This is a genomic window from Dehalococcoidia bacterium (assembly GCA_040902535.1).
Taxonomy (GTDB): Bacteria; Chloroflexota; Dehalococcoidia; order DSTF01; family JACRBR01; genus JBBDXD01.
In genome coordinates this window covers 93,242-112,838 of sequence record JBBDXD010000022.1, presented here as the reverse complement: position 1 = coordinate 112,838, position 19,597 = coordinate 93,242, and the positions used below count along the sequence as shown (strand labels likewise).

Sequence of the window (19,597 nt, the reverse complement as noted above, 5' to 3'; positions counted from 1 at the left end):
CGTTGAGCTCCTAACTACCGTCGATATGATTGACGTAACCGTCACTTCCAGTCCACCAACCGTTGCACTGGCTCATCAGATGAACGTTGCCCCACCATCTACTGGCGATGAAGGCATGCCCGCCCTCCTGGACCATGACCCAATGGAAGTAGTCTCGCCCCGCACTGAACCCTGAGCTCGTCGGGTTGAGACCCGGCCACCTATCTCCCATTTGGTCAGGAATCGCGTGTTTGGGAATTCCACGACAGGTCACGGCCTCGTCGAAATGAGGCGTACAACTCGCGAAGGTGCCGCCGTGCGTATCTGGCGCTGAACCCACGACATTGCACCGGACATGCATGCGCGCTTCCGCACCACAAGGAAATGGGAGCGGTCCGCAATTCGTCTGTCCGTCGTTAGTAGCCGTGCTGTACTCCCCTTCGACGCAGGCTTCGAAATCCCTGAAGTGCTGGAGTCCACCCGTCTTTACGGTAACTCCATGGTGAATGAAGTGCTCCTCGGCGTTAGTTCCGTCGTACCTTATGATCATCGTCACAGGGTCGATCCGCTGAGTACAGTCGTCGTTGTAGCTGAACTCTCCGCCGAAGGCGCGGAATCCGGCATCGATGACAGGCGTGGGAGTAGATGCCGGGCCGCCTCCACCACCCCCACCGCCGCCGCCGCCGTCGCAGCGGAGTGGGGTGTCGTCGATGCCGCCGAACCCCGGCACGCAGCCGCTGTCGCTGCCGCACTCGCCGCCAGGGTGGCCGCAATCGGGATCGTTGGGGCAGTGTGACGCCGCGAAGACGACGGCAAGGACCACAAGGGTCAGGGCAAAGGCAAGGATGTTCTTCGTGAGATCAGCCTCCTCCGCTTCCTCTCGGCGGTGGCGCCTCCGGCCATCCGGGGGATCGACGCGCTGCGGCGCCAGGGGAGCGATGATCACCCGTACGGGCGGGAGTTGTCAGGAGCGAGATTCTCTTTTGTGTACTGATTCGAACATGATCAGAGAATATGGGTCTGCCGGGGCGACAATACGCCGCTCGCTACACTATGTGCGCGAGAGATGATCTCGTCAGTGCGATGGGGCGTGATCGCCAGCGTAGTCCAACGCCGATTCGCCTCGCTAAGCATGGGTGAGAAAGATGAGAGCAGCACCCTGAAGGAAGAGAAAAGCAAACACAGCGCCAGAAAGAATGGTCGTCGTTCGGCGCCCGAAATCGGTACAGGCGGCACGTCGCGCCAGAACGGTGGTAAGGATACCGATGAGGGCGAACGAACTGAGGAGAAAGGTACCCGCCAACTGGTCGTGGAAGTTTGGCCACATTTGTATGAGCGCTTGAAAAGCGCCGAACGCGCCAACCACTGCCAAGACACCGCCGCAAACGATGAATGCGCTCTTCATGCCGAGAGATCTGGCGTGCGATCAATCGACACCCGGGACGCGAGACCTTTCTCTCTCTTGGATCTGATCGCAACTGCCACTCCCCGGTGGAGCGAGATTTGACCGCAAGCCGTCGTACCCCGTAATAACATTCGTGGCGTCCGAACCGAGCGCTGCTAAATTCGCCGGCTCCAATGCTGCAATGGCCCTGTCCGATAGTTCATCCGTCGACGAGAAAATGGTTACGGAGACCTCGCCAGTCCACATCGTGACGTCACCGTAGATGTCGAGAGTCACTGCCCCACCGCGCGCCACCCCAAGGCTCTTGGTTATTCCTACCGGGTCAAGCAACTCAGGCGGCATATAGCACCTCAAGGTGACATATAGCTGAAGCGGCGGTGCACAGCCTCCGTGGGCACTCGCGGTGCAATCACCGTATACGAAATAGAATCCGTCCCTTGCGGTGGGAACAGCGGACGTGGGATCGTCTGAACGCAGGTCGCGGATCACTGCGGCCAACGGAAGATTGTCGAACGCCTCCCCCAACCAAAACAGGGGATACTGGTCGAACTGGGTAGCCTCCGCCGCCGAGCTCTGTGAAGGCGAGAGCGTGGCGTAGCCTTCGCTCTCCATTGTCAACTGACGGGCCGCTCCAGCTAGCGCAGCGAGTACGGCTGCCGCGGCCAGAAGCGCAAGTGGCATCAAGTGTTTCATAACGCGCTCCTAGTCTGGGATTGGGACGATCACGGCGTAACCATCGCCCCAAGAGTACGCTTGGTCGCACTGCTTCATGAGCATGATGTTCCGGAGGTATATGTAATCGCGAGGAGTGTGGCCCGTTCCGCCGACACCCCAGTTTTGAATGATGTCCTCCTTCCCCATGTCGAACCCGCTCTCGCCTGCATTGTCGGAATTGTGATCAACGACGTGCGCCGGAACTTCGATTCCCATTATGATGCACTGGCCAAGATCCTCGTGATGCGCGTCGGCAACGCTTATGATTCCGTACCCGGCAATCGAGTTCGATCCCTGCCGATATCGCATGTGAAAGCGCCCGGGAAACTGCCAGTTGGGCCCACTCGCGGACTGCCCGTGCATGGGGTAGCAATTGTCGAGTTCTTGAAACCACTGCTCGCTACCATCGTGGCTGTTCCAACCCCCGTGCTGCCCAGCGTGAGATTCAACAGATGGCCACGAGCCGTTCTCCGCGTAGATGACGTTGATAGGATCCACATACTGGCTGCTGTCCGAGCAGTTAGGGCTGTTGAAGGTATAAGGCACAAAATTGAAGGGCGGTACTGGTGTTTGCTGCGGCACGGGCGTCGGCGTGGGGCTTGGAATGACGACCGTAGCGACAGGCGGTCCAGAACCACCTCCACCACCGCCGCCGCAGCGGAGTGGCGTGTCGTCGATGCCGCCGAACCCCGGCACGCAGCCGCTGTCGCTCCCGCACTCGCCGCCAGGGTGGCCGCAATCGGGATCGTTGGGGCAGTGTGACGCCGCGAAGACGACGGCAAGGACCACAAGGGTCAGGGCAAAGGCAAGGATGTTCTTCGTGAGATCAGCCTCCTCCGCTTCCTCTCGGCGGTGGCGCCTCCGGCCATCCGGGGGATCGACGCGCTGCGGCGCCAGGGGAGCGATGATACACCCGTGGGTGCCGGAGTTGTCAACACACGAACTTCCATTCGTGCAATAAAGGCACGTAATCGCCCGTATGACGTCGCGGGGCGCGGCGAACCCGGCTCGCTACACTGGATCGATGCCTTCCCTGTATGACCTGAGCCTGCCCGAACTGACGGCCGCCGTCGAAGCGGCCGGCGAGCCGCCGTATCGCGCCCGCCAGGTGTGGGAGTGGGCGTACCGGGGCTTCGCCGCTTCGTACGACGAGATGACCAACGTGCCGGCGGCGCTCCGCGAGCGCTTCGCCGCGGAACTGCCGTTGCCGGGCATCGAGACGGTCGCCACGTTGACCGCCGACGACCGGCTGACGCGCAAGCGCCTGCTGCGCCTCGAAGACGGCAAGCTCATCGAGTCGGTGCTGATGCTGTATGACCCGCGCGGCGACAGCCGCGGGCGGGCGACGGTCTGCGTCTCGAGCCAGGCCGGCTGCGCGATGGGCTGCTCGTTCTGCGCCACCGGCCAGGCGGGCTTCGAGCGCAACCTGACGGCCGGCGAGATCGTGGCGCAGATCGTCGCGTTCGCGCGCGACCAGCGCGACAGCGGCGGCCGCGCGCTGACGAACGTCGTCTTCATGGGCATGGGCGAGCCGATGGCGAACTATCGCAACGTCTGGCGTTCCGTCGAGACGGTGAACAGCGCCACGGGCATGGCGATGGCGGCGCGCCACATTACGATCTCGACGGTCGGCATCATCCCCGGCATTCGCAAGCTCGCCGATGAACAACTGCAGGTCGGGCTTGCGGTCTCCCTGCACGCCCCCGACCGCGCGCTGCGCGAACGCCTGATCTCGACAGCGCATCGGTACCCGATTGAGGACATCGTGCAGGCGTGCCGCGACTACGTTTCGAAGACGGGGCGGCGGGTGACATTCGAGTACTGCCTGATGGAAGGCGTGAACGACGCCCCGGAGCAGGCGCGCGCGCTGGCCGTCCTGCTCGACGGCGTGCTGTGCCACGTGAACCTGATCCCCGTCAACCCGACGCCGGACGAGGGCATCCACCGGCCGGGGAGAGCACGGACGCTGGCGTTCCAGCGCGCACTCGCGGCGCGCGGCGTCGCCTGCACGGTGCGGGTCGAAAAGGGCGTCGAGATCAGCGCCGCCTGCGGCCAGCTTCGCGGCGAAGCTGCTGCGCTGGAACTCGTTGACGCACGTCCATAGAGATGAATGTGCAATTCGCGATAGTCCAAATGCACCCTGCATAGTAACGCCCCGCCTCCTACGCTGGACGCATGAAGAATTTGCACATCTGCTACCTCACGGGACTCTGCGCCATGCTCGTCGCAGCGACGGCCGTCGCCTGTGACTCGACGGGGCTCTCCAAGACCCCCCGCGCGACGTTCAGCAAGATTGCCTGCCTCGATGTCAACGGCGACGATCGGATCAACGAGCAAGACGCGCAGGACCCGGGGGAACTGCCCGACTTCAACGCCGACGACGAACGTGACCAGCAGGACGCCGAGTTCCTGCTGGGCGTCGATATCGCGCTGGCGCCGAACACCGAAGCGTGCTCAGAGGACGCGCCGGACGAGCCGGAATACGCGGTTGCGCACGGCTACTTCTCACCCGCCGAGGTCTCATGCGACCAGGGCGACGAACCCGTGCTGCTCGTCGGCGTCGGCGGCGGCGTCGTGAACCTGAAGGACAAGGCCAGCGCCGCCGGCATCCGCGAGGTCATCAGCGACCTGCAGGACCGCTACGACGACGAGGGCGTCGACACGCTCTCGGTGCTCGCAGGGCCGGCCATGGCAGGCGCGCAGAACGTACACACGGGCATGGAAGACTGGACGACGAATGTCGTGCGCGTGTACCTGGAGCGCTACCCCTGCCTGCGCGCCGCCATCGTCGGGCACAGCCACGGCGCCGTAACAGCCGACGTCGTCGCAGCGCGGCTCGAAGACCAGTACGCCGACCGATTCGTCGTCGTCGTGGACCTCGATCGCGTCGACGAGTTGTACACGGGCGATACGGCTTCGCGCCCGGACGTCGTGCCGGTGTTCAACGTCCACGAATCGAACGACCCGACGCTCAGCGGCGAACCCTACGAATCGCCGAACGTCGAGAACTGGGACGCGAGCGACGAGCAAGGCCCGGAGAGCGGCGACAAGGGCGGCGACCTGAAACCCGTGAACCACACCACGATCGACAATTCCGAGTCGGTGCGCGACAGGATCGTCGACGAGGTGCTGGAGCGCTCGTGATCGATGCCACGCGCGTGGCGCACGAGCAGCGTGCTACGATCGCCACATGACACACAGTCGGCATCCCGCGTCCGCGATCGCGCTTGCGATTATCACCATGACGCTGGCCGCCTGCGCGAGCGGCGGCGCCGATCCGACACCCACGATCCCGCCGACGGCCACCCGCACGCCTGTGCCCGCGACGTCTACGCCCGTCCCCGCAGCGACATCGACGCCCGCGATCAGTGAAAACACGGCGATCGTCGTTGGCGGCGACGTGCGCGTGCGCTCCGCGCCGACCACGCAGTCGGACGAAGTCGCCACGCTCGAAGACCTGACGCCCGTTACCATCGCGCGCGCCGTGCAGGGCGAGAACTGGCTCGTCGGGACGCAGACGTGGGTGCCGACGGTGCCCGACTGGACGACGACCTGGTACGAGTTGACCGATGGCACGTACATCTATGCGGCGTTCCTCTTCATCCTGCAGCCGGGCCAGGCATCGCCGCTGAGCGACCCGCAGGGCGCGGAGAAGTGGATCGACGTCAACGTCACGACGCAGACCGCGTCGGCGATGATCGGCGATGCGGCGATCTACACGGCGCCGGTGTCGAGCGGGTCGCCGCAGTTCCCGAGCCCACTGGGTTCGCACGCCGTCGAGCCGGACGGACGGATCGCGGTCGAGCGCATGACGTCTGCGCAGGCGGGCTACAACCCCGCCCAGGCGCGCTACGACGTCGAGCGCGTGCTTTTCACGCAGTACTACGACCAGCAGGGCGATGCGTTGCACCTCAACTACTGGCGCCCGCAAAGCGTGTTCGGAAGCACCGCAACCAGTCACGGTTGCGTCGGGCTGCAACTGCACGATGCGCAGTACTTCTGGCTCTTCGCGGAGGCGGGGACGCGCGTCGAGATCCATGCATGACTCGCCGCCCGCCCGCGCTTGACCGACGCGTGGCCTCGTGCCACCGTTACGATGCAAGAGCCGGTGGATCACGTAGTTGAGGGCTGAGCGATGGTAAGCCAGGACATCCAGGACGCGCGCGAGCGGTATCTCGACATCATGCACGATCACGGGACGAAATCGCCCGACGCGATCGTCGAGAGTGTAAGCGAGACGCAGCGAGAACTGCTCGAGATCTTCAGTTCGGTGACGGAAGAACAGGCGCGGGTGGCGCCTGCCGCGGACGAGTGGGGACTGCACAGGCTCGCGTCGCACGCCGCCTTCACCGAGCGCCTGATCGCAAAGCTGATCCATCACCTGGCCCGCGGTACGACGCCACCCGCCGAAGACCTGGTCGGCGCCGGCATCGGCATGATCCCGGCAGATGACGGACGGCCGTACGCGGAAGCGCTCGCCGAGCTGCGCCAGCGAAACGCCGACCTGCTCGATGCAGTGCGTAGTCTGCCGGATGCGCCGAACCTCGAGATGCAGTTGCCGCATCCGTTCTTCGGGCCGTTGAACTGCCTGGAGTGGGCGGGCTTTCAGCGCGTCCACGACCTGGACCACATCCAGCACGCGCGGAGGATCATCGCGGCGTTCCCGGGCGGCTGAAGCTCGGACTTCGACCTCCTACCCCGATCTCCCACCTCCCGACCGTCCGCCTCGCGTCGTTCGGCCCTTCCATGTAACCGCGGCTTCCCCAATGCTGAGGACAGGCTAGAACCGGGAGCGCATCATGTACGTCGACCTTCGCAAAGACCTCACGGACGAGCAGAAAGCCCTCAAGGAGCAGGTGCACGCCTTCGCGCGCGACGTCATGCGCCCCGCGAGCGTCGCGATGGACAAGATGACGCCCGAGGAGACCATTGCCGAGGGCTCGCCGATGTGGCACGTCTTCAAGCGTGCCTACGAGGACGGCTATCACCTGCGTAACTTCCCCGAAGTGCTCGGCGGCTCGCACATGGGGCCGCTCGAGTCGCACATCGTGAACGAAGAGATGGGCTGGGGCAGCGCGGGCCTGGCGATCGCGCTGGCGGTGACGTCGTTTCCGTTCGCGTTCGCCGCGGGCCGGCGCGACCCGCAGATCATGGAAGAGATCGTCATGCCGTTCTGCGAGGACAAGCAGGGGCGATACATCGGCTGCTGGGCGATCACCGAGCCGGGCCACGGCTCCGACACGCTGATGCCCGGCACGAAGTACTTCTCCAATCCCGACATCCAGTACGGCCTGAACGCGACGCCCGACGGCGATCAGTACGTGCTGAACGGCCAGAAGTCGGCGTGGGTGTCGAACGGCACCATTGCGACGCACGCGCTGGCGTTTCTCGGCGTCGACCGGGCGCGCGGCATGGCGGGTGGCGGCGTGGCGATCGTGCCGCTGAACCTGCCCGGCGTGACGAAGGGCGCGCCGCTGAACAAGATTGGGCAGCGAGCGCTGAACCAGGGCGAGATCTTCTTCGACAACGTGCGCATCCCGAAGTCGTACATGCTGGCGCCACCCGAGGCGTACACGGGCACGATCGATGCGGTGCTGGCCGGCGCGAACGCCTACATGGGCTCGACGTTCACCGGCGTCGCGCGCGCGGCGTTCGAAGAGGCGCTGACGTACGCCAAGGGACGCATCCAGGGCGGCGTGCCGATTACCGAGCACCAGCTCGTGCAGAAGAAGCTCTTCGACATGTTCGTGAAGGTCGAGGCGGCGCGGCACCTGTCGCGGGCGACGGTCTTGTACAACAGCGGCACGTTTCCGCCGGGTACCCAGTACTCGATCTCGTCGAAGGTGTTCTGCACGCAGACCGCATTCGAGGTGGCGAGCGATGCGGTACAGCTCCATGGCGGCATGGGACTGACGAAGGAGATGGTCGTCGAGATGCTGTTCCGGGACGCCCGCTCGTCCATGATCGAGGACGGCTCGAACGACATCCTGTCGCTGACGGCGGCGCAGAAGATCATCGACCAGTACGTGCCGTAGGCGGGCCGCGGAATCTGAGGGCGTCGGGGTATTGGCAACCGCCTATATACTCAATTGAGATGTGCTTGACGGAGAAGTGATGCCCGTTACGCTCGCGCGTTTTAGACTTTGAAGAGGTGGGGCTCGCGCCCCGGGCCGGGCGCCAACCGGGAAGGATCGACCGTGCGGCAACTCGTCTTCTTGATCGACCTGGACAACACCTTGCTGGACAACGACGGCGTCAAGGAAGACATGAAAGCCACGCTCGGGGACATCCTGGGCGAACGCCTGGCCAAAGAGTTCTGGCGCCTCTACGAGGTCGTGCGCGACGACCTGGACGTGATCGACTTCTACGAGACGATGCGAAGGCTCGCCGAGGAGAATCCAAAGGATGCAGACCTCGTCCAAACTGCGCTCGATGCGCTGATGGAGTGGGACTTCTGCCCGCGGCTCTACCCGCAAGCCATCGAGGTGATCGAGCACCTGAAGACCATGGGCACGCCGATCGTGCTGTCCGACGGTGACCCCGTATTCCAGCCGAGCAAGATCCACCAGTGCGGCGTCACGCAGGCAGTCGAAGGGCGCGTGCTGATCTTCGTACACAAGGAGAAGTTCTTGCCGTCGGTACGAGCGCGATTCAAGGCCGACCACTACGTGCTCGTCGACGACAAGCCCGGCATCCTCCTGCGCTCGAAGGCGGCGCTCGGTGACCGGCTGACGACCGTCCACGTGCTGCAGGGCAAGTACGCGCTCGACCCCAAGCACGCGGTCGACTACAAGCCGGACATCGTCATCCAACGCATCGACGAACTGTTGAAGTGCGGTAAGGAAGACTTCCTGCTCAAGGCGAAGGAAGCCGCGGGCGTGTAATCGCGCACGACCCAGCGCGACCATTCCTCAACCGAAGACATCGATTCGGACCGGAACGGCGCCTATGCCCTTGATCGGTCCTTCGCTACCCTTCCACCGTGGCTGACCAGCACGACTTTCTTGTCACGCCGATCAAGCGCTTCGAGCCCGATGCGGCTGCTTCGCTGCGCGGGTTCATCGATGCGCTGGGGCGCACGGGCGGGCAGCCACGGCGTCTTTCCGACGCGATCGCGCTCTGGAGCAAGATGGTCGAGCGCAACCGCGTGATCTTCTGCGCGGTCGCCGGCGCGCCCGTGCCAATGGGGTTCGGGCCGGCGATCGCGTCGCTGATCGACCAGCGGCGCATCGATGTCCTGGACATCACCGGCGCGCAACTCACACATGACATGCTCGAGATCCTCGGCAGCCTCCACTACCAGGGACATGCAACTGCCGACGACGTGGTGCTCGCCGAGCACGATGTGAATCGCTTCTGGGACACGTTCGGCGACGAAGCGGACTATCGCCGCGTCGAGCCCATGATCTTTGAGTTTGCGGAAGGGTTGCCGGAGCGGCTGCTGACGACGCGCGAGTACATCTACCGCATGGGCCTCTACTTCAAGAAGATCGGCTCGCAGCGCGGCATCCTCACCGCCGCTGCGGACGCCGGCACGCCTGTGTACTGCCCGGCGATCGGCGATTCGGTGCTGGGCATGGATCTCGGGTTCTTCCGCGCGGAGGGCGGCAAGCACATCCAGTTCGACATCGTGCAGGACGTGCTGGAGATGGCCGCGATCGTACTGCTGGCCGAAGAACTGGGAGAGCGCACGTCGACGGTGATCTTCGGCGGCGGCGCGCCGCGGAATCACATCCAGCAGTCGCAAATCGGGTCGTACATGTTCAAGACGAAGGGCAGGGGCCACGCCGAAGCTGTGCGGTTCAGCATCGAGCCGGCGGAGACGGGCGCGCTCTCCGGCTCGACGATCAGCGAAGGCATTAGCTGGAAGAAGTTCGACCCGCAGGTTGAGGCCGTCGAGGTGTTCCTGGACTCGAACCTTTCGATCGCCGTCGCGTCGTCGCTCGTCAGATCGCGGGACTCGTCGCAATGCTTCCGCTTCCGGCACGAAGACGATGGCACGCTGACCGCAATCTACGGCGGCAAAGAGTACAACCTGTCGGAGAAGTACCACTTCTAGCGCGCGGTCGTGCAGCCGCCCTCTGGCATACTTTCGAGTGACGCTCGCTGAGCCGTAAGGAGACGACGCTGAGTAATCCCGCCTCTCGCCCCACGACGCCCGCCGTCCTGCGGCCTCTCGTACGCCCGCTCCAGGAGTTTCTCCACACCGAAACGGCCGGCGGCATCCTGCTGCTTGTCGCCGCGGTGGCGGCTCTGGTCTGGGCGAACCTGCCGGACACGGACAGCTATGCGGAGTTCTGGAATGCGCACCTCGTCGTCGACCTGAACGTCGCCGAACTCGATCTTTCGCTGACGGACTGGGTCAATGACGGTCTGATGGCGATCTTTTTCTTCGTCGTCGGGCTCGAGATAAAGCGAGAGCTGCTGAGAGGCGAGCTGTCGGATCCGCGTAAGGCGGCCTTGCCGGTTGCCGCGGCGCTCGGCGGCATGATCGTACCCGCGCTCATCTATGTCTCGCTGAACGCTGGCGGCGATGGCGCGCGTGGCTGGGGCATCCCGATGGCGACGGACATCGCCTTCGCGGTGGGAGTGCTGACGCTCCTGGGCACCCGCGTGCCGCTGGCGCTCAAGGTATTCCTGCTGGCGCTCGCCATCGCCGATGACCTCGGCGCGATCGCTGTGATCGCCGTGTTCTACACCGACGAGATCGATTACGGCTGGCTGGCCGCCGCGGCCGGCGCCCTCGGCGCGGTTGCGATCATGGGGCGGCTCGGGATCCGCGACCTCATCGTATACATCGGCCTTGGCGTCTTCGGCTGGTTCGCCCTCCACGAGTCCGGCGTCCATGCGACCATCGCCGGCGTGGCGCTCGGTCTGCTGACGCCGGTCAACGCGTTCTACGAGGACAAGCAGCTCGAGAGCCGCGTTCTCGACCTAAGCGATCAGCTACGCCGAAACGAAGCGGAAGGCACGCCCGAGGGCGAGGAGCTGGAGCAGGCGGCGCTTCGCGATCTCGAGGAGCTGGCGCGCGACAGCCGGCCCGTCTCGGATCGGCTCGAGCAGGCGCTGCACCCGTGGACGAGCTACCTGATCATCCCCCTCTTCGCACTGGCGAATGCCGGCGTCGAACTCAGCGGCGACAGCATCGCCGATGCGGTGCAATCGCCCGTGTCGATCGGTGTAGCGTTAGGGCTGATGCTGGGCAAGCCGGCCGGCATCGTGTTGTTCTCGTTCGCAGCGGTGCGGGCAGGCGTAGCAACGCTGCCAACCGGCGTCAGCTGGGTGATGCTGCTCGCAACCGGGATGATCGCCGGCATCGGGTTCACGGTATCGCTGTTCATCTCGGAGCTGGCATTCGACTCGGCGGAGCTCATCGATGAGGCGAAGATCGGCGTCTTCGCCGGGTCGGCGCTGATGGGCGTCGTTGGGTTCGCGACGTTACGCCTCCTCGCGCCCGCGCGACCGGCAGAGGCGCACCCAGTGGCGGATGCAACGCAAGAGGCCTCACGTTCGTGAGGCCTCCGGGATTCGCGGTCTGATCGGACGTTAGCTGGCGCGCTCGGCGTCGGTCGAGCCTTCGGGCGGGCGGACCTTCGAGTAGCAGTTGCTGCAGTAGACAGGGCGGTCGCCGCGCGGCTGAAACGGCACTTCGGTCATCATGCCGCACTCGGCGCAGGTCGCGGGGTGCATCTGCCGGGGCGTACGACCGCCGAAGCTCGCGAACACGCCGTAGCGCACATACCCCTCTTCGGGCTCGTTCTGGCGGGTCGACTTGCGCACCGAACGGCACGACGGACAGCGCACGGGCTCGTTCTGGAGCCCCTTGTTCGCATAGAACTCCTGTTCACCAGCGGTGAACGTGAAGTTCTGCTTACAGTCGCGGCATACGAGAGTCTTATCTGCGAAGCTCAATGATACTCCCCCTCAGGGACAAAAACGTGCGGCCCTCAAGGCCGCACCGTGTCGGTAACCGGAGCCTGTGAACACCATGCTCAGTATATCGGCCGGATTCGACGCCTCACAAGTGAGGGAAACGCTTATCCCAGGACCAGGCGCCGGACCGCCCCCGGAAGGGGCAGCCGTTCCGCCAGCACCACCGCCTCCTGGCTACGGAGGGCCCTGCTGGTGATGTAGAACGCCGCACCGCCAATGAGCATCCCCCCGACGACGGCGACGCCGGAGTCGAGCTTGCTGCCGAGGTCCAGCGCGCCAGCGAGCTTGAGCACCGCCAGCCACAACGCCAGCACTTCGGCCATGAGCACCGTGGCCACGACGGTGCGCGCGAGCGATTGCATCACCATGCCGTTGTCCAGGCCGCGCAGGCGCCGCCCGAGCGTGCGCACCAGCAGCACGAACTCGACGATGGCGGCGGCGGAGAGCGCAAACGCTAGCCCGCCGATGCCGAAGTTCCACACCAGCGCCAGCGACAGCACGAGATTCACCGCCATGGAGATGATGGCGAACGCTACCGGCGTCCGCGTGTCGCTCAGCGCGTAGAAGCCGCGGCTCAGGATCTCAATGCCGCTGTGGGCGAACAGTCCAATCGAGTAGAAGACCAGCGCGGTAACCACGAGGTCGGCCGAGTCGGCGTCGAAGGCGCCGCTCCGCAGGAGAAATGCCGTGACCGGCTGCGCGAGGATCATCAACCCCACGCTCGCTGGCACCGTGAGATAGAGGATGAGGCGTAACGCCCGACCAAGCGTCTCGCGCAGCTCGCCGTCCTCGCGCGCGGCCTGCTCGGCGAGCCGCGGGAAGACGGCGGTCGAGATCGCCATGCCGAACAGCCCGATCGGCGTCATGACGATGAGCCAGCTGTAGTTGACCGCGGAGATGGCGCCGCTGCCGACTGTCGACGCAAAGAACGTCGCGATGATGAAGTTCAGATGATAGGCGCCCAGGCCGAGCACACGCGGGCCCATCAGGCGGCCGACTTCGCGGACGGCGGCATCGCGCCATTCCCAGATCGGCTGCCACATCATGCCGACGAGGCGCAACGCCGGAAGTTGCACCAACAGGTGCAGCAGCGCACCGATCACAACGGCGAATGCGAGGACCTTGACGTCGTCGGAGATCAGCGCACCGACGATGATGGCGACGTTGTAGAACATCGGCGCAATCGCAGGCGCGAGGAAGTGATGACGGGCGTTCAGGATGCCCATGAACATGCCGCTCACGGCGAAGAGGATCGGCGAGATCATCATGATGCGCGTCAGGTCGATGGCGAGCGCCCGCAGTTCTTCGCTCTGGCCCGTCTCGTCGCCAAGGCCCGGGGCGGTGAGCGGCACGAGCACGGGCGCGAAGAGCAGGCCGAGCACGGCGAAGACGAGCGTCGCGAGGAAGACGATGTTCAGCACCGAAGACGTCAGCCGCCAGGCGTCCTGCTCGCTGCCGCGGTTCAGCACGCGCGCGAAGGTCGGGATGAAGGCGCTGCCGAGTGTGGCGCCGGCCAGCAACTGAAAGATCAGGTCCGGCAGCCGAAACGCGACGAAGTACGCATCCAGGTCGGGGCTCGTGCCGTGCGCGTGCGCGATCGCCACGGTCCGCACGAGGCCGAGCAGCCTGCTGCCGAGGAAGCCCAGCGCGACGATCGATGCGGCGGCCGCCAGCGTCGTCGTAGCGTCAAGGCGGATGGCATCGTCGGAGCGCTCCTCCTCATCCGCGAAGAAGCGAGATCGCAGCGTTCTCAACATGGGCAACAGACCGGTTTCGGGGGTGTCCGCCCGGGGATATCGCGGTCGCCGCATCATACTACGGAGGTCGTTTTCCCTACAATCGAGCGACCTCCGGCGTGGCTGGACAGCGCCCACCCCGTTCGATAGCATGACCCGCAATCTTCAGGGAGGATCTCCACATTGGCACACTCGAAATCCGCGCTGAAGCGGTGGCGCCAGAATGAGCGACACCGCGAACGCAACAAGACCGTCCGCACGGCCACTCGCACCGCCGTCAAGAAGGCCCGCACGGGCATCGCCGAAGGCTCCGGCGACGCAGCCGCCGCTGTGCGGGAGGCGATGAGCGTCCTGGACCGCGCGACCAAGGGCAACGTCATTCACAAGAACGCCGCTTCGCGCCACAAGTCGCGGCTGATGAAGCACCTGAACGCCGCTGCCGGCGGCACTGCGGCTGCCGAAGCCCCAAAGAAGCGCCGCGCTCCGGCCAAAAAGGCGGCCGCGAAGAAGGCGCCGGCAAAGCGGGCGACGAAAAGCACCAAGAAGTAGCTCCCGCCGACTGTCCAATCACCGGTGGCCGTCGCGAGCAGCGAGGGCCATTTCCTTATGATCGACAACTCCGAACTGCAGTCCCTGGCCGGCGACCTGGGCGTAGACGTCGTCGGGCCGCTGGCGGGCGGCGAGTTCGGCGCCATGCTCTCCATCGACCGCGCCGGGCGCGAGTTGGTGCTGAAGACGATGTCGCCTCCGGCGGTCCTCACGAGCCGCAGCCTTGCATCGATATTCGAGCGGGGCGTGCGGCTTGCCGGTCGCCTGCGCGCGATCGGATACCCGGCGCCCGAATACGTTGGCACGGGCGGAACACCGAACGTCGCGTGGTCGCTGCAGGAGAGACTTCCCGGTGACGTCCCCGACTCCATGACCGCGCGACATGCGCAGCGACGCATCGAACTGGCGAAGATGCACAAGGATGCCGCCGGCGAGTCGAACGACTGGCGCTCGTTCGCCTTCGCCCGAATGCGTGAGCACATGGAGACCGTCGTGCAGGACGAGCGCGCGGCGCCGCTCGCGCGAGAACTTGCATCGGTCGTCGAGCACGGCGAACGCGTGCAGTTACGGCAAAACGACGTCGTCCACGCCGACTTCCATCATCGCAACTATCTCGCGATCGGCGACGAGATCACAGGCGTCTTTGACTGGGAGTTCGCATTGTCGGGCGACTGGCGCGTCGACCTGGTGACGCTTGCGTTCTGGTGCGCGATCGACCACCGTGTGCCGCCGGATGCCGCGCGCATTGTTGTCGAATGTGCGCGCGAGGACGTGTCCGCCGGATGTGCTGGCGTTCCTCGCGGCGTACCAGTCGTTACGGCAACTCGACTACGACGTGCGCGCGCACCCGGAGCGCGTCGAGGGCATCGTGCGGGCGATCGAGACGTCCATCGCGCCGTGGTGGCGCGGCCTGTCGTGATTTAAGAACACCAGACAACAAAACAACAGAGGGTGACCTTCTCCTCTGTTGTCTGTTGTTTGTTCTCTGTTGTAGCCGGAGGCTAGCGCTTCGTGTACTGCGGCGCCTTCCGGGCCCGCTTGAGGCCGACCTTCTTGCGCTCCTTCATGCGCGGGTCACGCGTCAGGAGCCCCTGGCGCCGGAGCGCCGGCTTCGCCGTTTCATCGTTGCCGGCGATGGCGCGCGCGATGCCGTGCGAAAGCGCGCCGGCCCACCCCGTGATGCCACCGCCGACGATGCGGGCTTGAATGTTGTACTTGCCATCGACGCCGGCGGCCTTGAGCGGCGCCAGTACCTTCTGCTGGTGTGTGCCGCGCGTGAACACGTCCATGTACCCCTTGCCGTTCACGAGGATCTCGCCGGCGCCCGGGTACAAGCGCACGCGCGCGACGGCCGTCTTGCGCCGTCCCGTGCCGTAGAGGTATCGCTCCGTTGCTGCCATCAATCTTCTCCTACGCCGATGCCGTGCGCTTCTTGCCGTTACCCGCGTTCACCTGCGACTCGTGCGGGTGGTCGGGACCGGCGTAGACCTTCAGCCGCTTGAGCAGCCGCGCGCCCAACGAGTTGTGCGGCAGCATGCCTTTCACGGCGTACTCAACGACCCGTTCCGGGCGCGTCGCGAGCAGCTTCTCCTGCGAGATGCTTTTGAGTCCGCCCGGGTACTGGGAGTGCCGCCAGTACTTCTTTTCACGCATATCGCCCGTGATCTTCACCTTCGCCGCGTTGACGATGATGACGAAGTCACCGTTCGGCATCGACGGCGTGAACGTCGGGCGGTCTTTGCCGCGCAGCGTCGCCGCCACTCTCGATGCCAGGCGCCCCAGCGCCTGGCCGTCGGCGTCGACGACGTGCCACTTCTCTTCTATGTCTTTCGGCTTCAGCGAATACGTTCCCATGCCTGTCCGTTCACCCTTCGGACCCGAAATCGAGTCCGTAATACTCTATGTGCGCCAAATACAGCCCGCAAGGCGGCGCCGCCGGCCCCGCGGTCGATGGCTCCGCCGCATCGAGCAGTTCCACGAGCGTTTCTTCCGTCAGCCGCCCGAGCCCGACCTCGACGATCGGCCCGACGGTGCGCCGCACCTGGTGCGGCAGAAACGCCTGCGCCTCCATGCGCACCGTCAACTGCTCGCACGAACCGATGATCTCGCACCGCCGCAACGTGCGCTCCGTGCGGCCATCGAACGGCGGTGCGAACGCCGCGAAGTCGTGCGCGCCTTCGAGCCGGCGCGCCGCCCGTTGCATCGCCGCCACGTCGAGCGGCCGGTCGACATGCCACACCCGATCGCGCAGCAGCGGCGACCGCAGCGGCCGGTTGTCGATGCGATACGCGTACACGCGGTTCTTGGCATCGCGGCGCGGATCGAAGCCCCGGTCCACGTCCGCCGCCCGTTTCACGGCGATGTCCTCCGGCAGGAAGTGGTTGAGTCCGGCCACGACCGATTCGAGGGCGATCGCCGTGCTCGTATCGAACGCCGCTACCTGCCCGAGCGCGTGTACGCCCGCATCCGTCCGCCCCGCGAAGGCCACACGGACGCGTTCTGCCGTCAGGTTGTTAATCGCCGACTCCAGCTCGCTCTGAATGCTGGGGCCGTTCGCCTGGTACTGCGACCCGCAATACGCCGTGCCGTCGTACTCGAGCAAGACGGCGATGCGACGTCCGGCCCGCCGGACGACGGTATCGCCGCTCATATCGCTACTCTGCCGCGCGTTCGACGAGTTCGAGCTGCGCCATCTGCGACCCATCGCCCTTGCGCGGACCGAGCTTGATGATGCGCGTATAGCCGCCCGGGCGCGCTGTGAAGCGCGGCGCGATTTCGTCGAAGAGCTTCTTCACGACATCCTTGTCGTTGATATAGGCGAGCGCCTGGCGCCGCGCGTGCACGGTGCCGTCCTTGCCCAGCGTGATCATGCGCTCGGCGATGGGGCGCACTTCCTTCGCCTTCGCTTCGGTCGTCTTGAGGCGCTCGTGCCGCATCAAGTCGCCGACGAGCCCCCGCAGCAGGGCGCGGCGTTCGTCACCCGGACGGTCGAATTTGCGGCCGCTGACCTTGTGGCGCATGCCTACTCTTCCCTTTCGCGGCGGCGCATGAGTTCCGACGGGTCCTCGCCGGCCTCGCGCAGCGCCTCGATGAGCGCCGCGCCGAGCGGGCTGAGGTCCTCGCCTTCCTCCGACGTTTCGCCGGTCAACGACGACGGCACGGAGCGTCCGAGCGGCATTGCGCTCGCTTCTTCCGACATGCCGTCTTCGGACGCGGCGAGCAGGCCGAGTTCGATGAGCTTGTCGCGCAGTTCGTCGTACGACTTGCGGCCGAAGTTGCGCAGCGAGAGCAGTTCGTCTTCGCTCTTCTCCAGCACCTGCCCGACCGTCATGAGCCCGCTGCGCTTGAGGCAGTTGTACGCCCTGACCGAGAGGTTCAGATCCTCGATCGGCATGTTGTACTTGTCCGGCGGCAGCGACGTACCGACGCCGAGGCCGCGGTCGACGGTCGGCGGCAGCGGCTTGCCGAGCAACGCGAACATGCGCAACTCATCCTGCAGGATTTCCGCGCTCTTGCTGACGGCATCGACGCCGGACATCGTGGCGTCGGTCCATACCTCGAGCGTCAGGCGGTCGTAGTTCGTCATCTGCCCGACGCGCGTGTGCGTGACGTGGAAGTTCACGCGCCGCACGGGCGAGAAGATCGCATCGACAGGGATGACGCCGATCGGCAGGCCATCGCTCTGTCCGGCGGGTGCGTAGCCCTGGCCCGACTCGACGTTTAGCTCGACGGTAAGACGCGCGTCCGACGAGTCGAGCGTCGCGAGATGCAGGTCGGGATTGACGATCTCGTAGTCGGCGGTCGCCTGGATCGCCACCGCCATCACCGCGCCTTCCCCCTGCGCTTCCAGGTAGAGCTTGGCGGGGCGGTCGGAGTAGGCACGGAGCCGCAGTTCCTTCAGGTTGAGGAGGAACTCCGTCGTGTCTTCTTTCATGTGCGGGATGGTCGAGAACTCGTGCTCGACCTCCTCGATGCGGACCGAGGTGACGGCGGCGCCCGGCAGCGAACTGAGCAGCACGCGACGGAGCGCGTTTCCCAGGGTCGTGCCGAAGCCGGCGTTCAGCGGTTCCGCGACGAGACGGACGTAATACTCTGTTTCTTCTTCGATTTCGATCTGTGCGGGATCCAGCTCGTTCAATGTGTTCCTCCCCGGGCGTAAAGCGGGCGCATCGGCCACTGCGGCCCATGCGCCTCCGCTGCCCGATGTGTTCGCTACCGCGAGTAGTACTCGACGATCACGGCGGGGTCGAACTGCGAGACGACTTCACCGGCCGCGGGCGCAGACAGCACGCGGCCGCTCATCGCACTGGGGTCGACGTTCAACCATGACGGGATCTTCTTGTTCGTTATGTTCTCTTGTGCGTACTTGAAAGCCTCCGTCTTCCTTCCCCGCGCCGTCCACCCGACGGTGTCGCCCGCCCTCGTGACGGCCGATGCGACGTCCGTCTTGCGCCCGTTAAGGGCGATGTGACCGTGATTGATGAACTGGCGAGCCTGGGCCAGCGAGTCGCCGTACCCCATCTTGTGCACGACGTTGTCGAGCCGCATTTCCAGTTGGCGCACGAGGTTCTCGCCCGTCACGCCCGGCTGCCGGACGGCGCCCTCGTAGTAGTCGACGAACTGCTTCTCCAGCACGCCGTATGAGTAGCGAGCCTTCTGCTTTTCGCGCAACTGCAGGGCGCGGTCAGAAAGCTTACGCCGCCGCCCCGTCGACTGTTGCCCCGGAGGCGTCGGGCGCTTTTCCAGCGTGCACTTGGTGACGCACTTGTCGCCCTTGAGCATGAGCTTCTCGCCGTAGCGGCGGCAGATGCGGCAGACCGGTCCTGTGTATCGAGCCATCTATTGTTGTCCTTCCGGCCTACACGCGCCGCCGCTTGGGAGGCCGGCACCCGTTGTGCGGGATCGGCGTGGAATCCTTGATGCTGAGCACCATCAGTCCGCTGCTCTGGAGCGCCCGGATCGCCGCTTCGCGGCCGCTGCCGGGGCCCTTCACAAAGACCTCGACCTGGCGCAGACCGTGCTCCATCGCGCGGCGGGCGGCCTGTTCGGCGGCGATCTGCGCGGCATACGGCGTGCTCTTGCGGGAGCCCTTGAACCCTGCCTGGCCGGCGCTCGCCCACGACAGGACATCGCCATTCGGTCCGGTCAGCGTGATGAGCGTGTTGTTAAACGTCGACTGCACGTAGGCGCGGCCGCGCGGCACGGACTTACGTTCGCGCTTTCGTCCCTTCGTCTTCGTCGATGCCTTTCGCTCAGCCATGCGTCTCCTTCTCGCGCCGCG

Annotated in this window: 22 protein-coding genes; 11 read left to right on the top strand and 11 right to left on the bottom strand. The window is 65.3% G+C overall.

Annotated elements, in window-relative coordinates; translation table 11 throughout:
- Positions 1 to 10: 10 nt before the first annotated feature.
- Positions 11 to 925 (bottom strand): hypothetical protein, encoded by a 915-nt coding sequence (locus tag WEB52_12350; GenBank protein MEX2227227.1) that lies wholly within the window; start codon positions 923 to 925, stop codon positions 11 to 13.
- A gap of 186 nt (positions 926 to 1,111) precedes the next feature.
- Between WEB52_12350 and WEB52_12345 the strand changes: the two genes are divergently transcribed.
- Positions 1,112 to 1,486, top strand: coding sequence for a hypothetical protein (locus WEB52_12345; GenBank protein ID MEX2227226.1), 375 nt, complete (start codon positions 1,112 to 1,114; stop codon positions 1,484 to 1,486).
- A 600-nt stretch (positions 1,487 to 2,086) separates the two neighbouring features.
- On the opposite strand, the gene WEB52_12340 is transcribed toward WEB52_12345, so the two are convergent.
- Positions 2,087 to 2,887: a hypothetical protein gene (locus WEB52_12340; protein MEX2227225.1), complete on the bottom strand. Its 801-nt coding sequence runs from the start codon at positions 2,885 to 2,887 to the stop codon at positions 2,087 to 2,089.
- A 235-nt stretch (positions 2,888 to 3,122) separates the two neighbouring features.
- Between WEB52_12340 and rlmN the strand changes: the two genes are divergently transcribed.
- The 8 genes from rlmN to nhaA all read left to right on the top strand — a co-directional run bounded on the left by rlmN (position 3,123) and on the right by nhaA (position 11,614).
- Positions 3,123 to 4,202: a 23S rRNA (adenine(2503)-C(2))-methyltransferase RlmN gene (rlmN, locus tag WEB52_12335; protein MEX2227224.1), complete on the top strand. Its 1,080-nt coding sequence runs from the start codon at positions 3,123 to 3,125 to the stop codon at positions 4,200 to 4,202.
- 71 nt (positions 4,203 to 4,273) lie between these two features.
- Positions 4,274 to 5,242, top strand: a complete 969-nt coding sequence (locus WEB52_12330; protein MEX2227223.1) for a hypothetical protein — start codon at positions 4,274 to 4,276, stop codon at positions 5,240 to 5,242.
- Positions 5,243 to 5,288: 46 nt separating this feature from the next.
- On the top strand, positions 5,289 to 6,143 hold the full coding sequence (locus WEB52_12325; protein ID MEX2227222.1) for a L,D-transpeptidase family protein: 855 nt from the start codon (positions 5,289 to 5,291) through the stop codon (positions 6,141 to 6,143).
- Positions 6,144 to 6,233: 90 nt separating this feature from the next.
- Positions 6,234 to 6,773, top strand: coding sequence for a DinB family protein (locus WEB52_12320; GenBank protein MEX2227221.1), 540 nt, complete (start codon positions 6,234 to 6,236; stop codon positions 6,771 to 6,773).
- A gap of 124 nt (positions 6,774 to 6,897) precedes the next feature.
- The gene (locus WEB52_12315) at positions 6,898 to 8,133 is read left to right on the top strand and encodes an acyl-CoA dehydrogenase family protein (protein MEX2227220.1); all 1,236 of its coding nucleotides are present in this window, start codon (positions 6,898 to 6,900) and stop codon (positions 8,131 to 8,133) included.
- A 162-nt stretch (positions 8,134 to 8,295) separates the two neighbouring features.
- The gene (locus WEB52_12310; protein ID MEX2227219.1) at positions 8,296 to 8,982 is read left to right on the top strand and encodes an HAD family hydrolase; all 687 of its coding nucleotides are present in this window, start codon (positions 8,296 to 8,298) and stop codon (positions 8,980 to 8,982) included.
- Positions 8,983 to 9,080: 98 nt separating this feature from the next.
- Positions 9,081 to 10,157: a deoxyhypusine synthase family protein gene (locus WEB52_12305; GenBank protein MEX2227218.1), complete on the top strand. Its 1,077-nt coding sequence runs from the start codon at positions 9,081 to 9,083 to the stop codon at positions 10,155 to 10,157.
- Between the two features lie 47 nt (positions 10,158 to 10,204).
- A complete protein-coding gene (nhaA, locus tag WEB52_12300; protein ID MEX2227217.1) occupies positions 10,205 to 11,614 on the top strand; it encodes a Na+/H+ antiporter NhaA in 1,410 nt (469 codons plus the stop codon).
- A 30-nt stretch (positions 11,615 to 11,644) separates the two neighbouring features.
- Here nhaA and WEB52_12295 read toward each other — a convergent pair whose 3' ends face one another.
- Together WEB52_12295 and murJ are read right to left on the bottom strand one after the other, a co-directional pair.
- Positions 11,645 to 12,010: a zinc-ribbon domain containing protein gene (locus tag WEB52_12295; protein MEX2227216.1), complete on the bottom strand. Its 366-nt coding sequence runs from the start codon at positions 12,008 to 12,010 to the stop codon at positions 11,645 to 11,647.
- Positions 12,011 to 12,135: 125 nt separating this feature from the next.
- Positions 12,136 to 13,785: a murein biosynthesis integral membrane protein MurJ gene (gene murJ, locus WEB52_12290; protein MEX2227215.1), complete on the bottom strand. Its 1,650-nt coding sequence runs from the start codon at positions 13,783 to 13,785 to the stop codon at positions 12,136 to 12,138.
- Between the two features lie 165 nt (positions 13,786 to 13,950).
- On the opposite strand from murJ, the gene rpsT reads away from it, so the two are divergent.
- Both rpsT and WEB52_12280 read left to right on the top strand, forming a co-directional pair.
- Positions 13,951 to 14,316: a 30S ribosomal protein S20 gene (gene rpsT, locus WEB52_12285; protein ID MEX2227214.1), complete on the top strand. Its 366-nt coding sequence runs from the start codon at positions 13,951 to 13,953 to the stop codon at positions 14,314 to 14,316.
- A gap of 24 nt (positions 14,317 to 14,340) precedes the next feature.
- Positions 14,341 to 15,240: a phosphotransferase gene (locus WEB52_12280; GenBank protein MEX2227213.1), complete on the top strand. Its 900-nt coding sequence runs from the start codon at positions 14,341 to 14,343 to the stop codon at positions 15,238 to 15,240.
- A 77-nt stretch (positions 15,241 to 15,317) separates the two neighbouring features.
- Here the strand turns inward: WEB52_12280 and rpsI are convergent, their stop codons facing one another.
- The 7 genes from rpsI to rpsK all read right to left on the bottom strand — a co-directional run bounded on the left by rpsI (position 15,318) and on the right by rpsK (position 19,576).
- Positions 15,318 to 15,716 (bottom strand): 30S ribosomal protein S9, encoded by a 399-nt coding sequence (gene rpsI / locus WEB52_12275; GenBank protein ID MEX2227212.1) that lies wholly within the window; start codon positions 15,714 to 15,716, stop codon positions 15,318 to 15,320.
- 10 nt (positions 15,717 to 15,726) lie between these two features.
- Positions 15,727 to 16,170 carry a 50S ribosomal protein L13 gene (gene rplM / locus WEB52_12270; GenBank protein MEX2227211.1) on the bottom strand — a complete coding sequence of 148 codons (444 nt, stop codon included), beginning with the start codon at positions 16,168 to 16,170 and terminating at the stop codon, positions 15,727 to 15,729.
- Between the two features lie 10 nt (positions 16,171 to 16,180).
- A complete protein-coding gene (gene truA, locus WEB52_12265) occupies positions 16,181 to 16,966 on the bottom strand; it encodes a tRNA pseudouridine(38-40) synthase TruA (protein ID MEX2227210.1) in 786 nt (261 codons plus the stop codon).
- A 4-nt stretch (positions 16,967 to 16,970) separates the two neighbouring features.
- Positions 16,971 to 17,336, bottom strand: a complete 366-nt coding sequence (rplQ, locus tag WEB52_12260; protein ID MEX2227209.1) for a 50S ribosomal protein L17 — start codon at positions 17,334 to 17,336, stop codon at positions 16,971 to 16,973.
- 2 nt (positions 17,337 to 17,338) lie between these two features.
- Positions 17,339 to 18,454: a DNA-directed RNA polymerase subunit alpha gene (locus WEB52_12255; protein ID MEX2227208.1), complete on the bottom strand. Its 1,116-nt coding sequence runs from the start codon at positions 18,452 to 18,454 to the stop codon at positions 17,339 to 17,341.
- Between the two features lie 74 nt (positions 18,455 to 18,528).
- Positions 18,529 to 19,155 carry a 30S ribosomal protein S4 gene (gene rpsD / locus WEB52_12250; GenBank protein ID MEX2227207.1) on the bottom strand — a complete coding sequence of 209 codons (627 nt, stop codon included), beginning with the start codon at positions 19,153 to 19,155 and terminating at the stop codon, positions 18,529 to 18,531.
- A 19-nt stretch (positions 19,156 to 19,174) separates the two neighbouring features.
- Entirely contained in the window at positions 19,175 to 19,576 is a 402-nt protein-coding gene (gene rpsK / locus WEB52_12245; GenBank protein ID MEX2227206.1) for a 30S ribosomal protein S11, read from the bottom strand.
- Between the last annotated feature and the right edge of the window lie 21 nt (positions 19,577 to 19,597).